At 62.4% G+C, this 16,736-nt stretch carries 17 protein-coding genes; 10 read left to right on the top strand and 7 right to left on the bottom strand.

What is annotated here, in order from left to right; all coding sequences use genetic code 11:
• The first annotated feature begins 6 nt into the window (after positions 1 to 6).
• The 3 genes from rhaT to OVA07_RS18665 all read left to right on the top strand — a co-directional run bounded on the left by rhaT (position 7) and on the right by OVA07_RS18665 (position 2,510).
• Positions 7 to 1,080, top strand: a complete 1,074-nt coding sequence (rhaT, locus tag OVA07_RS18675; RefSeq protein WP_268173199.1) for an L-rhamnose/proton symporter RhaT — start codon at positions 7 to 9, stop codon at positions 1,078 to 1,080.
• Between the two features lie 87 nt (positions 1,081 to 1,167).
• Positions 1,168 to 1,938: a DeoR/GlpR family DNA-binding transcription regulator gene (locus OVA07_RS18670; protein ID WP_268173198.1), complete on the top strand. Its 771-nt coding sequence runs from the start codon at positions 1,168 to 1,170 to the stop codon at positions 1,936 to 1,938.
• Between the two features lie 116 nt (positions 1,939 to 2,054).
• Positions 2,055 to 2,510, top strand: coding sequence for a hypothetical protein (locus tag OVA07_RS18665; RefSeq protein ID WP_268173197.1), 456 nt, complete (start codon positions 2,055 to 2,057; stop codon positions 2,508 to 2,510).
• 196 nt (positions 2,511 to 2,706) lie between these two features.
• On the opposite strand, the gene OVA07_RS18660 is transcribed toward OVA07_RS18665, so the two are convergent.
• From OVA07_RS18660 to OVA07_RS18650, 3 genes are read right to left on the bottom strand one after another with little or no spacing between them, the layout of a single operon-like run.
• The gene (locus OVA07_RS18660) at positions 2,707 to 3,486 is read right to left on the bottom strand and encodes an SDR family NAD(P)-dependent oxidoreductase (RefSeq protein WP_268173196.1); all 780 of its coding nucleotides are present in this window, start codon (positions 3,484 to 3,486) and stop codon (positions 2,707 to 2,709) included.
• Entirely contained in the window at positions 3,483 to 4,298 is an 816-nt protein-coding gene (locus OVA07_RS18655; RefSeq protein WP_268173195.1) for an SDR family oxidoreductase, read from the bottom strand. The genes OVA07_RS18660 and OVA07_RS18655 overlap by 4 nt, the downstream gene beginning before the upstream one ends.
• 5 nt (positions 4,299 to 4,303) lie before the next feature.
• Positions 4,304 to 5,086: an SDR family NAD(P)-dependent oxidoreductase gene (locus tag OVA07_RS18650; protein ID WP_268173194.1), complete on the bottom strand. Its 783-nt coding sequence runs from the start codon at positions 5,084 to 5,086 to the stop codon at positions 4,304 to 4,306.
• Positions 5,087 to 5,257: 171 nt separating this feature from the next.
• On the opposite strand from OVA07_RS18650, the gene OVA07_RS18645 reads away from it, so the two are divergent.
• Both OVA07_RS18645 and OVA07_RS18640 read left to right on the top strand, forming a co-directional pair.
• The gene (locus OVA07_RS18645; RefSeq protein ID WP_268173193.1) at positions 5,258 to 6,685 is read left to right on the top strand and encodes an aromatic ring-hydroxylating oxygenase subunit alpha; all 1,428 of its coding nucleotides are present in this window, start codon (positions 5,258 to 5,260) and stop codon (positions 6,683 to 6,685) included.
• 71 nt (positions 6,686 to 6,756) lie between these two features.
• A complete protein-coding gene (locus tag OVA07_RS18640; protein ID WP_442789682.1) occupies positions 6,757 to 7,467 on the top strand; it encodes a ThuA domain-containing protein in 711 nt (236 codons plus the stop codon).
• A gap of 213 nt (positions 7,468 to 7,680) precedes the next feature.
• Here OVA07_RS18640 and OVA07_RS18635 read toward each other — a convergent pair whose 3' ends face one another.
• Positions 7,681 to 8,778 (bottom strand): acyl-CoA dehydrogenase family protein, encoded by a 1,098-nt coding sequence (locus OVA07_RS18635; protein ID WP_268173191.1) that lies wholly within the window; start codon positions 8,776 to 8,778, stop codon positions 7,681 to 7,683.
• 115 nt (positions 8,779 to 8,893) lie between these two features.
• Between OVA07_RS18635 and OVA07_RS18630 the strand changes: the two genes are divergently transcribed.
• The 5 genes from OVA07_RS18630 to OVA07_RS18610 all read left to right on the top strand — a co-directional run bounded on the left by OVA07_RS18630 (position 8,894) and on the right by OVA07_RS18610 (position 13,414).
• Complete coding sequence (locus tag OVA07_RS18630; RefSeq protein ID WP_268173189.1) at positions 8,894 to 9,688, top strand: helix-turn-helix transcriptional regulator; 795 nt, start codon at positions 8,894 to 8,896, stop codon at positions 9,686 to 9,688.
• A 41-nt stretch (positions 9,689 to 9,729) separates the two neighbouring features.
• A complete protein-coding gene (locus tag OVA07_RS18625) occupies positions 9,730 to 10,110 on the top strand; it encodes a hypothetical protein (RefSeq protein ID WP_268173188.1) in 381 nt (126 codons plus the stop codon).
• Entirely contained in the window at positions 10,107 to 11,207 is a 1,101-nt protein-coding gene (locus OVA07_RS18620) for an alpha/beta fold hydrolase (RefSeq protein WP_268173187.1), read from the top strand. The genes OVA07_RS18625 and OVA07_RS18620 overlap by 4 nt, the downstream gene beginning before the upstream one ends.
• Positions 11,207 to 11,800 carry a GNAT family N-acetyltransferase gene (locus OVA07_RS18615; protein WP_268173186.1) on the top strand — a complete coding sequence of 198 codons (594 nt, stop codon included), beginning with the start codon at positions 11,207 to 11,209 and terminating at the stop codon, positions 11,798 to 11,800. The genes OVA07_RS18620 and OVA07_RS18615 overlap by 1 nt, the downstream gene beginning before the upstream one ends.
• 78 nt (positions 11,801 to 11,878) lie before the next feature.
• A complete protein-coding gene (locus tag OVA07_RS18610) occupies positions 11,879 to 13,414 on the top strand; it encodes a UxaA family hydrolase (protein WP_268173185.1) in 1,536 nt (511 codons plus the stop codon).
• Here OVA07_RS18610 and OVA07_RS18605 read toward each other — a convergent pair.
• From OVA07_RS18605 to OVA07_RS18595, 3 genes are all read right to left on the bottom strand, one after another.
• Positions 13,404 to 14,411 (bottom strand): LacI family DNA-binding transcriptional regulator, encoded by a 1,008-nt coding sequence (locus OVA07_RS18605; RefSeq protein WP_268173184.1) that lies wholly within the window; start codon positions 14,409 to 14,411, stop codon positions 13,404 to 13,406. The genes OVA07_RS18610 and OVA07_RS18605 overlap by 11 nt on opposite strands.
• The gene (locus OVA07_RS18600; RefSeq protein ID WP_268173183.1) at positions 14,411 to 15,409 is read right to left on the bottom strand and encodes a LacI family DNA-binding transcriptional regulator; all 999 of its coding nucleotides are present in this window, start codon (positions 15,407 to 15,409) and stop codon (positions 14,411 to 14,413) included. Before OVA07_RS18600 ends, OVA07_RS18605 begins: the two co-directional genes overlap by 1 nt.
• 121 nt (positions 15,410 to 15,530) lie before the next feature.
• Positions 15,531 to 16,712, bottom strand: a complete 1,182-nt coding sequence (locus OVA07_RS18595; protein ID WP_268173181.1) for a cytochrome P450 — start codon at positions 16,710 to 16,712, stop codon at positions 15,531 to 15,533.
• Positions 16,713 to 16,736 lie beyond the last annotated feature (24 nt).

Here is a 16,736-nt window from a genome sequence, read left to right as displayed (position 1 = left end):
GAACCTATGGGCGCGAACCCCGCATTGGGCGTATTATTTCACTGGATCGGCGGCTTTTCGTCGGCCAGCTTCTATGTTCCCTACAAACGTATCAAGCTGTGGTCGTGGGAAGTTTTCTGGCTGGCAGGCGGGCTGTTTTCATGGGCCATCGCGCCGTGGCTGTTCGCCTCGCTGCAAACCAACGACCTGTTGGGCGTGCTGTCGGCCACGCCGTCTGACACGCTGCTGTGGTGCTGGTTCTGGGGCGCGATGTGGGGCTTTGGCGGGCTGACCTTTGGTCTGACCATGCGCTATCTGGGCCTGTCGCTGGGCATGGCCGTGGCACTGGGGCTGACCACGGTGATCGGCACGATGGGGCCACCCATTTTCGATGGCACCCTTGGCGCAATCGCCGCCACCACCAGCGGGCAACTGACCCTGCTGGGCATCGTGATAACGCTGGCGGGCATCGTCGTCGTCGCCCGTGCGGGCAGTGCCAAGGAAGCTGACCTTGGCGGCGGCGCGTCCGATGGCGTGGCGGAATTCAACCTGCGCAAAGGCCTGTTGATCGCCACCTTTTCGGGCGTGATGTCGGGTTGCTTTGCATGGGGCCTTGCCGCCGGACAGCCCATCCGCGACCTGACGGTGGCCGCCGGAACCGATCCACTGTCGCAAGGCCTGCCGGTGCTGTGCGTGGTGCTGGCAGGCGGGCTTACCACCAATGCGCTGTGGTGCGCCTGGCTCATCGTCAGGAACAAGAGCTTCGGCCAGTTCTTCGGCGCGGCCCCTGCCGATGCGCAGCCGGGCGAAAAGCCCAACCTTGTGGCCAACTGGCTGCTGGCCGCGCTGGGCGGAACGCTGTGGTATGGCCAGTTCTTCTTCTACACCATGGGCGAAAGCCAGATGGGCGAATACGGCTTTTCGTCGTGGACGCTGCACATGGCCTCGATCATCCTGTTTTCCACCCTCTGGGGCTTTGCGCTGAAGGAATGGAAGGGCGCATCTGCCCGCACCCGCAGGCTGGTGTGGACCGGCATCGGCATGCTGGTGGGCGCAACCGTGGTGATCGGCGCGGGCAACATGCTCAACGCCGCTGGCTGACAGGCCCCTGTACTTTGCCCAAAAAGAAATGATCGATTTCGATCATCCACCCGTGCATAAGCGCCACTGAAGGGGATTTTGGCGCATATGCACGCGGAAGAACGGGAACGATTGATACTGGAAGCGCTGCGGCCCACCGGCTTTGTCAGCTACCGTGATCTGGAAGCGATGCTTGTGGCATCGCCCGCCACCATCCGCCGCGATCTGACACGGCTGGAAGATGGCGGCCAGATTACGCGCGTCCACGGCGGGGCCAAACTGCCGGAAAGCGAAGACAGCAGCGCCCCCCGGCTGATGGGCACGCCGTTCGACCAGTCCATCACCCAGAACCTCGCCGCAAAGCACGCCATCGGCCGCGCCGCTGCCGCGCTGTGTACGCCCGGCGAAGGGGTGATGATCGACGGCGGCACCACCACGCTGCAAATGTGCCCGCATCTTGATGGCCTTGGCCTTCAGGTGCTGACCAATTCGCTGCACATCGTCAACGCGCTGCTGCCGCAGGCCACCACGCGCATCCTTGTGCCATCGGGCGCGGTGTTCCGCGAACAGAACATCATCCTTGCCCCGGCGGGCGAAGAATCCATGCCCCGCTTCCACGCCCCCCGCCTGTTCATGGGCGCAGCGGCGGTCGGTCCACAGGGCGCGATGCAGGCCGACGTCGTGCTGGTGGCCGCCGAACGCCGGTTGATCGACCGCGCGGAAGAAGTGATCCTGCTGGTCGACAGCAGCAAATTCGCTACCCAATCGGGCACCATCGTCTGCGATCTCGACGAAATCGACACCATCATCACCGACGCCATCCCCGCCGACTTGCGCAAGGTGTTCGAAAAAGCAGGCGTGCAGGTGATTATCGCCTGACGGTCGTGGTTAGCGCAGGGATGTGGAGGAGAGGTAGCGGGGCGAACACGCTTGGGCGAGGTAACTCGCTCCAAAGCTGCTGCTCCGGACACAGCGCCATTGCGGCATGCCCTCTTATGAACGAACATACAGAGATGCCATTCCATCAAGTTGAACTACTGGATGCACTGTCCTCGCCGATAGCAGCAGGCATCATCAATGTGTTACATTCAAGCAGCAGCTTCGTGAGCGGCTTGGAAAGAGCATTCCGCTTCGAAGGATCGAAGATCAGATGGGACTTGGTAAACGGTCACATCTCGATGACCGAAGGAGAACGTCACGTACTCTTATTTCCCGAATTTTTCGGTGAGCGTTGCCGTGAACTTGGCACCAGTCGAACGGCGATCTACCTGAACGATGGTCCCGTGGCTTTTGCGCTAAGCGCAACGCTCTTCGCATTCCAACGCCACTTGAGCGAGATCATTTCGATCCCTGCGCACCACTATTTCATCGCGGAAGATTTTGCTTGGTGCATCGCCTACACCATGGAGGGTGACATTGATTTTGGTTGGTCTGCGCTAAAAAGCTTATAACAGCTTCCCATCCAACTTCGGCCCCTGCAACTTCTCCCTGAAAAGCTGAACCTCAGCTTCAGCGCTCCACGATACAATCCTCCATTCGTCCTTCCCACCTGCGCCGGAATGACGATGATTAGGGCGCACCCCAACAGCAAAAGGCCGCGAGCGCCCCTGCGCCCACGGCCTTTGCCCTAAACCCATCCCGCAAAAATCAGACTTGGCTGAACCCGCCGTCCATCACGAATTCGGTGCAGGTGACAAAACTGGCTGCCTCCGAACACAGATAGACCACGCCGCCGCCCATTTCTTCGGGCCGTCCCATGCGGCCAATCGGATGGCGCGCTTCCATCCCAGCCTGCGCCACTTCGCGCGATGGCACTGCGCCCAGTTCGACGTATTTGTCCATGATCGAACCCAGCATCGGGGTGTCGATGCCGCCGGGATGCACCGAATTGACGCGCACGTTGTATCCCAGCGCCGCAAATTCCGCGCCAAGGCATTTCGACAGCATCTTCACCGCCGCCTTGCTGGTGCAATAGGCCGCGTTGAAGGCCGCGCCGCGAAGGCCCCCCACGCTGGAGAAGTTGACCACCGAAGCCCCGCCCTTGCGCACCTTGCCGCCTTCGCGCAGCAGGGGCAGCATAACCTGCGTGCCGATGATGATGGAATCGACATTGATGGCATTGACCCGGTGGAAATCGGCCAGTGGCGTTTCATCAAACTTCGTGACGATGGAATAGCCCGCGTTGTTCACCAGCGCGTCTAGCCGACCATACTTTTCCTGCACCAGTGCGGCCACCGCTTTCCAGTCGGCCTCGCTGGTCACGTCATGCTTCAGGTAATGGTCCGCGCCTTCGATCTGCGCATCGGGTGCAAGATCGGTGGCGATGACCACGGCATTTGCCGCCTTCATCGCCTTTACCAATGCACGGCCAATGCCGCCTGCTGCCCCGGTGACCACGGCCACCACGTTATCAAGAGCGATTGTCATTGTGCAGTATATCCCCCGTCGATCACCAGTTCGCCGCCGGTCATGTAGCTGGAATCGGCGCTGGCGAGGAAGAACGCCGCGCTGGCCAGTTCGCTTGGCTGGGCAAGCCGCCCGATGGGGGTCATGCCCACCACGCCTGCCACCAGATCGTCGGGCTTTTCGGCAAAACCCTGATCCACCCAGCGCTGGAAGCCCGCTTTCAACAGCGGGGTTTCGACAAAACCGGGGTGTAGCGAATTGGCGCGGATCGGCATCTTTTTCTGCGCAAATTCAATGGCGATACCCTTGGTGAACAGCCGCACCGCGCCCTTGCTGGCGTTATAGGCCGAAACCTCGTTCATCCCCACAAGGCCCATGATCGAGCTGACGTTGATAATCGACGATCCGCCTGCCACATCGGCCCCGCTTGCCGCCATCAGCGGCACGAAATGCTTGGTGCCAAGAAACACCCCGTCAACATTGACCGACATGATCCGGCGCCAGCCTTCCATCGAAAGCTCTTCCACCGGCCCGGTCAGGTCGATCCCGGCGTTGTTCACAAGGATATGGCACTTGCCATGGCGTTCCTTCACCGTGGCGACCGCGCGTTCCCAGTCTTCTTCCTTGGCCACGTTGGCCGAAACATAGCTGGCCGCCTGCCCCAGCTTTGCCATCACATCGCGCGCGGCATCGCTGTCTGCGGCATCAAGGTCTGACAGGACAACTTCGGCACCTTCGGCCAGAAACCGTTCCACGCAAGCAAGGCCAATGCCGCGAAGGCCGCCCGACACGAATGCAACGCGGCCCTTCAGCCGCTGCGAACCCAGTTCCATTGCCTTCAAACTCCCATCATGCCGGCGGTCGTTGCGCCGTCGATCGCGTATTCCGCGCCTGAAATGAAACCGGCCTCGTCACTGGCAAGGTAGGCCACCAGCCCGGCCACTTCGTTAAGCTGGGCCATGCGGCCCAGCGGGGCCATGCCTTCATACATCGCGCGCGCGGCGACGGGGTCGGGCTGTGCGTTCATGATCTGCTGGATCAGCGGCGTTTCCACCACGCCCGGCAGAATGGCGTTGACGCGAATCTTGTAACCCTTTTGCCCGCAATGCACCGCGGCGGATTTGGCCAGCGCGCAGACCGCGGCCTTGGTCACCGAATAGGTCACATAGTTGCCCAGCGGGCGCGTGGCGTTCATCGATGAATTGACGATGATCGACCCGGCGGCTCCGCCCGGATTGCGCTTCATGCCAAGGATCGCGTGCTGAACGGTCAGCATCACGCCGGTCTGGTTCACGGCAACCACGTTGTCCCAGCCTTCGATGCCCACGTCTTCAATGCTGCCATCGCCGCTTTCCGTACCGGCATTGGCAAAGGCAATGTCAAGGCGGCCTTCGCTGGCGATGATCTCGTCAATCAGCGGTGCCCATGCGGCGGCATCCTGCACGCGATGCTTGCGGAACACCGCCCCGGTTTCGGCCACCAGCGCCGCGGCGGCTTCTTGCTTCGATCCGGTAAACCACACTTTCGCGCCTTCCGCGCTCAACCGTGCGACGGTTGCTGCGCCGATCCCGGTGGTGCCGCCGGTGACCAGCGCCACCTTGCCTTCAAGCCTTTTGGACAATGTTCTCTCCCGCGAGAATCCGCATGAAATTATGCTGTCAGTGGTTACGCTCCCGCGCGAACGTGGCAACCTATGCTTTCAGCAAGGTGACTCGCCCGCGTGTGAGGGTCAAAACCGGCAGCAATGCCGAAAATGGCAGCTTTGCATGAATCGTGGGGCGAGGAATCGATAATGGCTGAGAGTGATCCGAATATGGGCGGCGCAACGCTCGATGGAGGCCGGGCCCGCTGCGAGGCGATTAGCTGGCAAGAGCTGATGGCGCAGGATTCGCGTCCCGCGCCCGCGATCCTGACGGAAGAAAGCTATGAATATCGCGGGTCGCAGCCGCTGGCGGCGGAGCGCTATACCAGCGAGGATTTCGCCCGTCTGGAACGCGAAAAGATGTGGCCCCACGTCTGGCAGTTCGCGGCGCGTGAAGAAGATATTCCCGAACCGGGCGATTACACCGTGTTCGAAATCGCGGGCCGGTCATGGCTGATTTCCCGTCAGGAAGACGGCAGCGTCAAGGCCATGCACAACGTCTGTCTGCATCGCGGACGCAAGCTGCGCACCGAAGACGGCACGGCGGACAAGTTCACCTGCCCGTTCCACGGCTTTGCCTGGAACAAGGACGGCAGCTTTGACGGCATGCCATGTTCTTGGGATTTCAAACACTTGCAGGCCGAAAAGATGGCCCTGCCCGAAGCTGAAGTGGGCCGTTGGGGCGGCTATATCTTCCTGCGCGAGGAAAAGGGCGGTCCCACCCTTGAGGAATATCTCGCACCGCTGCCAGAGTTCTTCAAACGCTGGCGGCATGAGGAATGCACCACGGTCATCTGGGTGGCCAAGGAAGTTCCCGCCAACTGGAAGGTGACCGCCGAAGCGTTCATGGAAGCGTGGCACACTGTTGTTACCCACCCGCAATTGCTGCCTTTCACCGGCGATGCCAACAGCGCCTATTGGATCTATGGCGACAATGTGAACGTCAACCACGTTCCGTTCGGCATCATGTCCCCGCACGTCGACCCCAACGGCAAGACGCAGCAGTGGATCGTTGACGAATTCTGCAAATACAATGGCCGCAGTGCCGACAATTACGATGCGGCGGGCGATCCCTTTGCCGTGAACGTACCCGAAGGCATGACCGCGCGCGCCGCGCTGGGTGCGGCGATGCGGGCCGGGTACACTGCGCAAACCGGCTATGACCACGACCATGCCACCGATGCTGAACTGCTGGATGGCCTTGTTTACAACGTGTTCCCCAACTTCGCGCCGTGGGGCGGGTTCATGCCCAACATCGTCTATCGCTGGCGCCCCGGAAAAACGCCCGACACCTGCCTGATGGAAGTGCGCATTCTGGCGCGTGTGAAGCAGGGCGATCCCATGCCGCATGGCGTGCCGATGAAGCTTCTGTCCAATGACCAGAAGTGGACGGATGCCCCGGAACTGGGCGTTTTGGGCCATGTTTTCGAACAGGATATGGACAACCTGCCCTATGTGCAGGAGGGCCTTCACGCCTCGAAGACGGGTGAGGTGAATCTGGGCGATTATCAGGAAATCCGCATTCGCCAGTTCCACCAGACGCTGGACAAGTATCTGAACGCCGAGGTTGCCAAGTGACGGAAACGGCAGCAGAAAACCACCCACCCCGGATCAACTGCGTGTTAATCTGCGGCGGGGTGTGGCATGACATGGACTTTGCCCGGCTGGAACTTCTCAAGCTTCTGGCCGAAGATCCTGCCGTGCGGACCCGCGTGTTCGAGAATTATGAGAATATCGATGCCATTCTTGATGCCGATATTATCATAACCTATACTTGCGATGTCACACCTTCACTTGCCGCACAAGAAGCGTTGCGCGACTGGTTGCTTGCCGGTGGCCGGTGGTATGCTTTGCATGGCACCAATTCCGTGCTGCGGTTACTGTCCGAAGGCCCTGATGCGGGACTGTGGGACGCGCCGCGCTGGGCACCGCTGATGATGGACCTTTTGGGCAGCCAGTTCATCAGCCATCCGCCCATCGCGCCTTATACGGTGACCGTGGCGGACCCCGGCCATCCGCTGGTCAAAGGCATCGAAGCCTTTGAAACTACGGATGAACTTTACCACATGGAATGCCACGGGCACTTGCACGTCCTGCTGGAAACCGAATGTGCGGACGAAGGCACCGGGTTTGTCGAGGCCAAGAATGCGCTGGGCACGCACCCGGTCATGTATTTGAAAGACCACGGAAAAGGCGCAGTGCTGTATAACACGCTGGGCCATTGTCGCGGGCATTATGACCTGCAACCGATGCTGGACTGGTGGCCAACGGTAGACCGCTGTGCGTGGGATCTGCCGGTGTTCTATGACCTGCTGCGGCGAGGCATCGGCTGGCTGAAGGAACGCGCGCCCAAAGCGTGATCTGACGACGAAGCGTTCTTCTGGTGCGTTGAACGGTGTTCTGAACGCCACCTAAACCGACATGAAGCGCCGCTGGAGCAATCTGGCGGCCCTTTTTGTGTGCCTGGGATATGCGTGAAGGCGAGGCGGGATTTTGGAGGCGGAAATACGCCATAGTGGCGGCGCTTTACCCCTCCGTTCGTGTCGAGCGAACGGAGAGGGCGAATGAGTTTTTCAGGCCGCCCCGGCGAAGCGGTCCAGTGCGGCTTGCGGATCGTCCGGCCAGCGCGACAGGACCAACAGGCGCTTGTGACCGTGGCCGATGAACAGTTCGTCCGTTACGCCCATGCCGCCGTGGAACTGGATCATTTCGTGCCCCAGTTCCACCGATGCCGGGGCGATGAAGGCGCGCAGGCCATTGACGGCGCTGGCGAAGCGATCCGTGTTCTGTGACACGATCGCAAGATTGAGCAGCGCGCGGGCCTGTTCGATGGCGGCATATTGCGCGGCCATGCGGTGCTGAATCGCCTGAAAGCTGCCGAGCGGCACGCCGAACTGGTTGCGGGTGCGCAAGTAATCCAGCGTGGCGTCAAACAGGCGCTGCATGATGCCCAACGCTTCCGCCGAGCGGGCGAGTGAGGCTAGCAGATCAACCGCAGCAAGATCGTCCAGCCCGCCGCCGAGCGGCGTGGCCGGGACATTGGCCAGGTCGAGCGAGACGGCAAGCGTACCATCGGCCATGCGCCATGGGGTTATGGTGAGGCCCGGCGCATCCGCGGCGACGAGGAACAGCGCAACCCCGGCGGCATCTGCCACTCTGCCAGATTTACGCGCGGTGACGATGTAGCCATCCACTCCGGCGCCCGCAGGCACACAGGATTTTGTGCCTGACAGCGTGCCGTCAGCGGCAACGGCGGTTTGCACATAGGCGAGGTTGCCGCGCGCGGCGTGTTCGGCATGGGCCAGCGCCAGACGGCGGCGGCCCATGGAGATCGGTTCCATCCATTCGTCGGCAAGGTCTGCCGGGGCGACACGTTCCATCAGGCGGGCGGCGACCATGATGTTTTCGATCAACGGTTCGACCACAAGGCCGCGCCCCAGCGCTTCGAAAATCGTGGCGATGGCGGTGGCATCAAGCGACATGCCGCCGCTTTCCACGGCCAGCGGCGCGGCGACGAGGCCGAGTTCAGCAAGCAGCGCCCACATTTCGGTCGAATAACCGAAAGCCCCGGCCAGATAGGCGCGGCGGCGGTCCAGATCATAATGGTCGTCGACGAAGCGCTCTGCCAGAGCTTTCAGCATTTCTTCGTCTTCGTTCAGGTCGAAATTCACGTCCCTCTCCTTGGACTGAACCTCTATCACCCTCTTTCGTGCAGCCACGCTGGGCAAAAGACTAGGCGTTTCGAACAAGTGCGCCGTTGTGCGCCAGACAGGGGGTGCGTATGACATGCCCATAAGTACGGGAGAGTTCAGCGTGCAGGTTTCGGTCGAATCCATCGACTCGGTGAGAATCAGTGGGCCGCGCGATGTGCGCCGGGCCGCAGAAGCGTTTCACCAGATCGCATCGGCGGCCGGCATGCGCGCTGCGCCGGCACACGATATTGCCGACAAGCGGACCCCGGTGGATGCCGATGGCAACATTCTGGCGCGCGACGTGTTCGGTTGGAACGATGAAAAGGTGTGGTGGCGCAATTCACGCATCGCGCTGGATTCCCCGCTAACGTCGGCCTGCCGGTTTGAAAGCGAACCGTTCTGGGTGAATGCCAGCGGGTTCCACACCCGCCAGCCCAACCATTATCTGACCGCGATTGACCTGACCAACTTTGAAACCCGTGCCATGACGCGCGCGGCCATTGTGGTCCCGGTGCATCTGCCGTTCGGGCAGATCGGCGCGGTCAGCTTTAACCCCATCGACCCGGAACTGACCGAGCTGGACGACATCTTTCTGGAAAATGGCGATGCGTTCGGCGTCTATTCGCGCACATTCATTGCCAGCTATGTTCATGCCATGGGATCGGCGCAGGCGCTGCCATCGGGATCGCGCCTGTCCAAGCGTGAAGTGGAATGCCTGCGCTGGGCGGCCATCGGCAAGACCGACCTTGAAATCAGCATGATTATGAGCCGCAGCCGCGCCACGGTGCGATTCCACATCCACAATGCATCGATGAAGCTGAACGCGGTGAACCGCAGCCAGACCGTGTTCAAGGCGGCGCAGCTTGGTTACATTTCGCTCGCCACCTGATTTCTGCCCCTCCAGCCCCCAAAAACCAACCGGGAGAAGCCATGACCCAAGCGCCTTTTGATCCCGTCGCCCAATGGCAACAGATGCTTCAAAAATGGGAGCAGGAGATCAATAGCTGGTCAGGCAAACTTACCGAAAGCGAACAATTCAGCGCCATGGTGGGGCAGGCCAGCAAAGTGCAGCTTGTGGCCCAGCGCGCCTTTGCCGAACAGATGGAAACGCTGTTGGGCAACCTGAACCTGCCCAGCAAGGCGCAGGTCGAGGCGCTGACCGAGCGGCTCGACGGTCTGGAAGATTCAATCGACCGGGTGCGACTGGCGATTGAAGCGCTGGCCGGAAAGACCGCCGCCGTGCCCGCGCCGCCCGAACCGCGCCGGACCAAAAAGCCGCCGCAGGATAAGGGTGGATCGGCAAAGGCATGAGCGAAGCCGAGCAGCTATCTCCTGAAGACATTGCCGAAAGGGTCCGCCGCGAAGTGGACCGCGCGATAAAGCGCAATATCAAAGGGTTGGAGTTCCTTGCCGCCGGACGGCAGGACGTGGGCGCGATGGAAAAGGAGCTGGTCCACCGTGAGGGCACGGCCATGCTTTACCGTTATCGCCCGGTGGTGGACGAGATTTACCGCCTGCCGCTGCTGATCGTGTCGCCGCCCAGCAACAAGGGCTATATCTTTGATCTGGCGCCGGGTCAGAGCATGGTGGAATACCTGCTGCACCGGGGATACGATGTGTTCAACCTGGACTGGGCACCGCCGCGACAGGATGAGGCGCACCTTGGCCTTGCCGATTATGTCGACCGGTTCATTCCCGACAGTCTGGCGAAGATTGCCGAGATTACCGGCGAAAATGAAGCGACGCTGGCGGGATATTGCATGGGCGGGACGCTTGCCACGATCCATGCGGCTCTGCATGCACCCAACGGCAACCGCGTGGGCAACGGGGTGCGCAACCTGCTGCTGTTTGCAACGCCGGTGGATTTCAGCCACATGCACCTGTTCCAGAAATGGTCGGACAAGCGCCATTTCGACGTGGACGAAGTGGTCGACAAGCTGGGCGTGATTCCGCCCGAAATCATGCTGGGCGCGTTCGATCTGGCCCGGCCCGCCAACCGCGCGGCGGGGCGGATGCAGCTTTGGACCAATATGTGGAACGACGAATTCGTGCGGTCATATCGCATGTTTGACCGGTGGGCCGCCGAAACGCTGCCGGTGCCGGGGCAATATTTCCGCGAACAGATAAAATATCTGATGTGGGACAATGCACTGGCCGGTGGTGGGCTTGAAATTGCAGGGCGCAAGGCGCTGCTGGGCGACATTGCCGTACCCATTCTGAATATCGTGGCCAAGCACGACCATATCGTGAGCCACGAGGCGACCCAGCCATTGAAAGAGCTGACATCGTGCCCGGATTACGAGGAGATCGTATCCAAGGGCGGGCATGTGAGCCTGGTGGCGGGGCCGTCTGCGCTGAAACGACTGTGGCCGCTGATCGATGGCTGGCTTGGCAAGAGGTCTGTGTGATGGCTGATACTGTTGAATTTTCCGCCCCCGATTTCCCGCGTGATGTGACGGCCAAGGATCGGACGATCACGCTGCGCCTGCTGCAAAGCGCGGATGCGGATGCGCTGGTCGAATTTGCCCGCGCCCTGCCCGCGCATGACCTGCTGTTCCTGCTGCGCGATATTCGCAACCCCAAGGTTGTGGCCGCATGGATCGAACAGGTGGAGCGGGGCCAGATCCGGTCCATCGTGGCGCTGGAAGCGGGGCGGATTGTGGGTTGCACCGCGCTGGCGCGCGACAAGTTGAGCTGGTCGCCGCATGTGGGCGACATTCGCATGCTGATTTCGCCCGACATGCGCGGCACCGGGTTTGGCCGCATTCTGGCGCAGGAATGCCTTGCGCTGGCCATGGCCGATGGCGTGACCAAGCTGACCGTGCGGCTGACGCCCGATCAGGGCGCAGCGCTGAAAGTGTTTGAAGACCTTGGCTTTCTGCCCGAAGCCCTGCTGCGCGACCATGTGTGCGATGCGGCGGGAGAATTCCACGACATTGCGATCATGGCGCTGAACCTGCAACGGCAGGGCGGGCTGAAAGAGCTGTACGGCATGGGGTGATCCCGGCCGGGTACGGCGCGCATGGAAGTGCGTTTGGCAAATCTTGTGCCAGCGCTGGCAATAAGGTAGGGAAAGGGCATGTCCATCGCCCATCCCACCGTGCTGCACGCCACGACTCCGCGCATTTTCCGCATTGCCGCGCAAGACGATGTGGCCGTCGCGCTTGAGCCTTTGACCGCCGGTGAACAGGTGCATGTCGACGGCGCGAGCGTGATCTTGCGCGATGATGTGCCGGCCGGACACAAGTTTGCGCTGCGCGATCTGACGCAAGGCGCGCCGGTGCTGCGCTATCGTGCGCGCATCGGCCTTGCCACGCGGGCCATTGCCACCGGCGAACACGTCCACAGCCACAATCTGGCCACGGCGCTGGCCGGGGAAGCGGATTACAGCTTCACCGCTGCTGCTGCGGCTGCACCCGTGCAGGTTTCAGCGCGCACATTCCGGGGTTTTGTGCGCCCTGACGGCAGCGTGGGCACGCGCAACGAATTGTGGATTCTGCCCACGGTCGGCTGCGTTGGCCGATTGGGCGAAAGGCTGGCGCAGCGCGGTAATGCGATGATCGCCGCCATGCCGCAGGCACAGGGCCGCATAGATGGCGTCCACGCCTTCAACCACCCATTCGGCTGTTCGCAACTGGGCGCGGATCTGGATGGCACCGCCGCGGTCATCGCATCGCTGGCGCTCAACCCCAATGCAGGTGGTGTGCTGTTGCTGGGATTGGGGTGTGAATCCAACCAGTTGGACGCGCTGCTGACGCGCATTCCTGAATCCCATCGTGCCCGGTTGCAGGTGTTGCGGGCGCAATCGGAAAGCGATGAATTTGCGGCCGGCGAAGCGCTGATGGCGCAATTGCTGGCCGACATGACGCAGGACCAGCGAACGGACGTGCCGCTTTCCGCGCTGCGCCTTGGCGTGAAATGCGGCGGGTCTGATGCGTTGAGCGGGTTGACCGCAAACCCGCTGATCGGGCGCATGGCCGATGCCGTGACCGGTGCGGGCGGGGCGGCGATCCTGACCGAGATTCCGGAAATTTTCGGTGCCGAAACGCTGCTTATGCAGCGCGCCACCAGCAAGGACGTGTTCGACAAGCTGACCGCGCTGGTCAACAGCTTCAAACGCTACTTCCTGGACCATGGAGAGCCGGTTTCGGAAAACCCCAGCCCCGGCAACATTGCGGGCGGCATTACCACGCTGGAGGAAAAGTCGCTGGGCGCGGTGCAGAAGGGCGGGCTGGCGCCGGTGGCCGATGTGATCAGTTATGGCCAGCGCATCAGCGAGGCCGGTCTGACGGTGCTGGAAGCGCCGGGCAACGACGCGGTATCGACCACCGCGCTGGCGGCTGCGGGGGCCACGATAACGCTGTTTTCCACCGGGCGCGGCACACCGCTGGGCAGCCCGGTGCCGACGATGAAAATCGCCTCAAACTCCGCCCTCGCCACGCGCAAACCGGGCTGGATCGATTTTGACGCAGGCGCCGCGCTCTCAGCGGGCATGGATGAAACCGCCGACGCCCTGCTGGACCGTATCGTGGAAATTGCCAGCGGCGCGCCCACCTGCAACGAACGCAATGACGAACGCGCCATCGGCATCTGGAAGCGCGGGGTTACGCTTTAACCGCTGTCGATTCCGCGACGATCAGACGCAGCGGCAGCGGTTCAACCGGCACAACCTCCACCCCCGCCAGTGTATCCAGCAAGGCGCGCGTCGCAGCCTGCGCCATTTCACCGAACGGGCGGTGGACCGTGGTGAGCGCCGGGGTGACGATCTGCGCCAGCATGCTGCCATCGAAACCGACCACGGAAAGATCGCGCGGCACGGCAAGCCCGCGCGCCGCCGCCGCTTTCAGCACAGCCGCGGCCATCATGTCGTTACAGGCGAAGATCGCGCTGGGCCGCGTCGCGCCATCCAGCAACGCTTCTGCCGCAGCGAGGCCGGATGCAAAGCCGTAATCACCCTCAGCCAGCGCCACCAGTTCCAGCCCGTGTTCGGCAAGGCCAGCCATGAAACCCGCCTTGCGTTCCTGCGCCGAAGCCACATCGGCAGGCCCGGCGATCATGGCGATGCGCCGGTGCCCCAGCCCCACCAGAAACCGCGCCACCTCCGCCGATGCCGCGCGTTCGCCCGACAGGATCACGCCAGCATAGCCCTCCACCGGCACCGATGACAGGCATACCGCAGGCACGCCTTCCGCCACCAGCGCATCGGCCAGCCCCGCCGCCCCCGCCACCGGTTGCACGATCACCAATCCGTCCACGCGCGACCGGCGGGCAAAGGCCAGCACATCGCCCACCACTTGTTCGCCCGGCACCGAATGGACAATCAGTTCATAGCCCTGCGCGGATGCCTCTGCCGCGATGCCGCGCTGCAAGCTGTCCAGCACCAGCGCGTTGCGATCGTTATGCACCAGCCCGATCAGCAGCGACCGCCCCATGGCCAGCGCCCGCGCCCGCGAACTGGGGCGGAAATCGAGCGCGGCAATCGCCGCCTCGATTTTTTCGCGGGTGGCCGCGTTTACCTTGGTCGAGCGGTTGAGCACTCGCGATACGGTGCGGATCGATACCCCCGCCATGGCCGCCACATCGTTGATCGTCGGTTCATCAAAACCCGACATCAGGCGCTTTCACGCGCGACCAGCCTGAACCCCACGTCGATCCACCGTTCCTCCAGCTTTACCCCGCCACCATGGCGGCGGATCGCGGCAATCGCCTCACGCGCGATACGCGCGCCATCCACTTCGACAGAGGTGATCGTGGGCCGCATTTCGCCCGCGATGGAACTGTTGCCAAAGCCCACCACGGCAATGTCATCCGGGATGCGCATGCCTGCGGTCAGCGCTTCGACGATGATGCCCTGCGCCAGATAGTCCGATCCGCAGACCACCACATCGGGCATTTCGGGCAGGCGGCGGATTTCGGCAAAGATGCGCCGCGCGTGGCCAAAGCTGGACGGCACTTCCACCGCTGATTCGCTAACCACGCCGCCGCCGCTCGCTTCCCATTCGCCCACAAAGCCATCACGCCGCATCCGCGCGCGGGTGCCGCTGGCGGTGACGACATGCGGCCGCCGATAGCCGCGCGATGCCAGAAAGCGCGCAATATCGCGCCCCGCTGCTGCGTGGGAAAAGCCCACCGCGATGCCGATGGGGTCTTCGGGCAAGTCCCATACCTGAATGAACAATGCGGGCGAGCGGCGCACCATTTGTTCCACCGTCGGCGTCATCGGCCCGGTAAAAATGATCGCGTCCACCCGCCGGCTCAATGCCGCGCGGATCAGGTCTTCGGTGCGAGCCTCTGACACGCCGGTCAGCCCCAGCATCACCGTGGTCCCGGCGGCAGACAGTTCTTCCACCATCGACTGGATCGTATCGTTGAAGATCGAATCCGTAAGATAGGGGATCAGCACCGCCACCATCTTCGACTTGCTGGACGCCAGCCCGCCCGCCAGCAGATTGGGAATATAGCCCGTTTCCGCAATGGCGGCGCGGATGCGCTCGGCGGTGGCTTTGGCAACCACGGCGGGGTTGTTGATGAACCGGCTGACCGTGGCGGTGGAAACGCCCGCGCGGGTTGCCACATCGTCAAGCGTCGGTGTCTTGTCAGCAGGTTCCATGGTGACCATGCCTAGCGCGCGGGTGCCTGCGCTGGCAAGGAAGACGGCGGCAAATCACACACTACCGCTCCACCCTATTGTCATTCCCGCGCAGGCGGGAATGACGAGGGACAGGTTTGTTCTAAGCCGTAAACTTCAGCGGGACCGACAATGCGCCCACTTCCGGCCAGCGGCTGACGCTGATCGGGCCGGCAAGGTCAAATTCGCGCGTCGCTTTCAGGATTTCCTCCAGCGCCACACGCAATTGCATCCGACCCAGATGCACGCCGGGGCAATTGTGCGGGCCACGGCCAAAGGCGAGGTGCTGCGCAATGTTGGGGCGGTTCAGGATGAACTTGTCGCCATCGGGGAACACGTCTTCATCGCGGTTGGCCGAGGCATAGAGCAGGGCAATCGCCTCGCCTTCGGGGATCGTTCGGCCGCCCATGTCCACCGGACACACCGCCGTCCGCGCAAAGCCGCGATAGGGGGTGTAAAGCCGCAGGAATTCCTCCAGCGCGGCGGGCACCAGCGACAGGTCAGCGCGCAGTTGCTGCTGCAGTTCCTTGTCGCGCGACAGGTGGACGCAGATATTGCCGATCATCACCATCGGCGCGACCATGCCCACCACCAGCACCTGCCGCACCGTGCCCACCAGCAATTCGTCGGGCAGCGGCTGCCCTTCATGTCGCGCGGCCAGCAGCGCGCTGGTGGGGTCAAGATCAGGGTCTTGCGGATGTTCACGGCGAATGGCGATCAGTCCTCGCGCCATGTCATACAGGCGCAGGGACGTTTCCTTCATGCGTTCGGGCGTGTTGGAATGCACCGCCAGAATGAACGCGCGGCCCGCGTCGTGCAGCGTTTCCAGCCATTCGGCAGGCATCCGCATCCATTCGCCAAACACATGCACCGGCAGATAGCTGGACAGTTCGACGCAGATGTCCCCACCGCCGCGCGCCACCATGGGCTGCAGCAAGGCCTGCGTCAGTTCGCGCGCCTTGTCGGCAAACTGTTCCGACCTTTCGAGCGACAGCAGCGGGTTCAGCGCCTTGCGATAGGGCGTGTGCTCTGGCGGATCGAGATGCAGCGGAGGCCGCCTGCCAGTAAACGCCACTTTGGGAATCACGTTCTGGACCGACGTGATGAAGGTGGACGAATCCGAAGCCGCCCGCTTCACATCTTCATAGCGCGTCAGTGCCCAGAACCCGCCCAGCCCGCTGGTATGCGCCACCGGGCATTCCCGGCGCAGGCGCGCATATTCGATATGGGGGCTGTCGAAGTCCTCTGGAACTTCCGGGTCGAAATCCTGTGCGCGGTCTGTCATGCCCGGTTGCATAAGTGCGAGCGC

It is taken from the genome of Novosphingobium sp. SL115 (genome assembly GCF_026672515.1).
Lineage (GTDB): Bacteria > Pseudomonadota > Alphaproteobacteria > Sphingomonadales > Sphingomonadaceae > Novosphingobium.
Note: the sequence above shows the minus strand (reverse complement) of the source record. Positions and strands in the feature narration are given on the sequence as shown.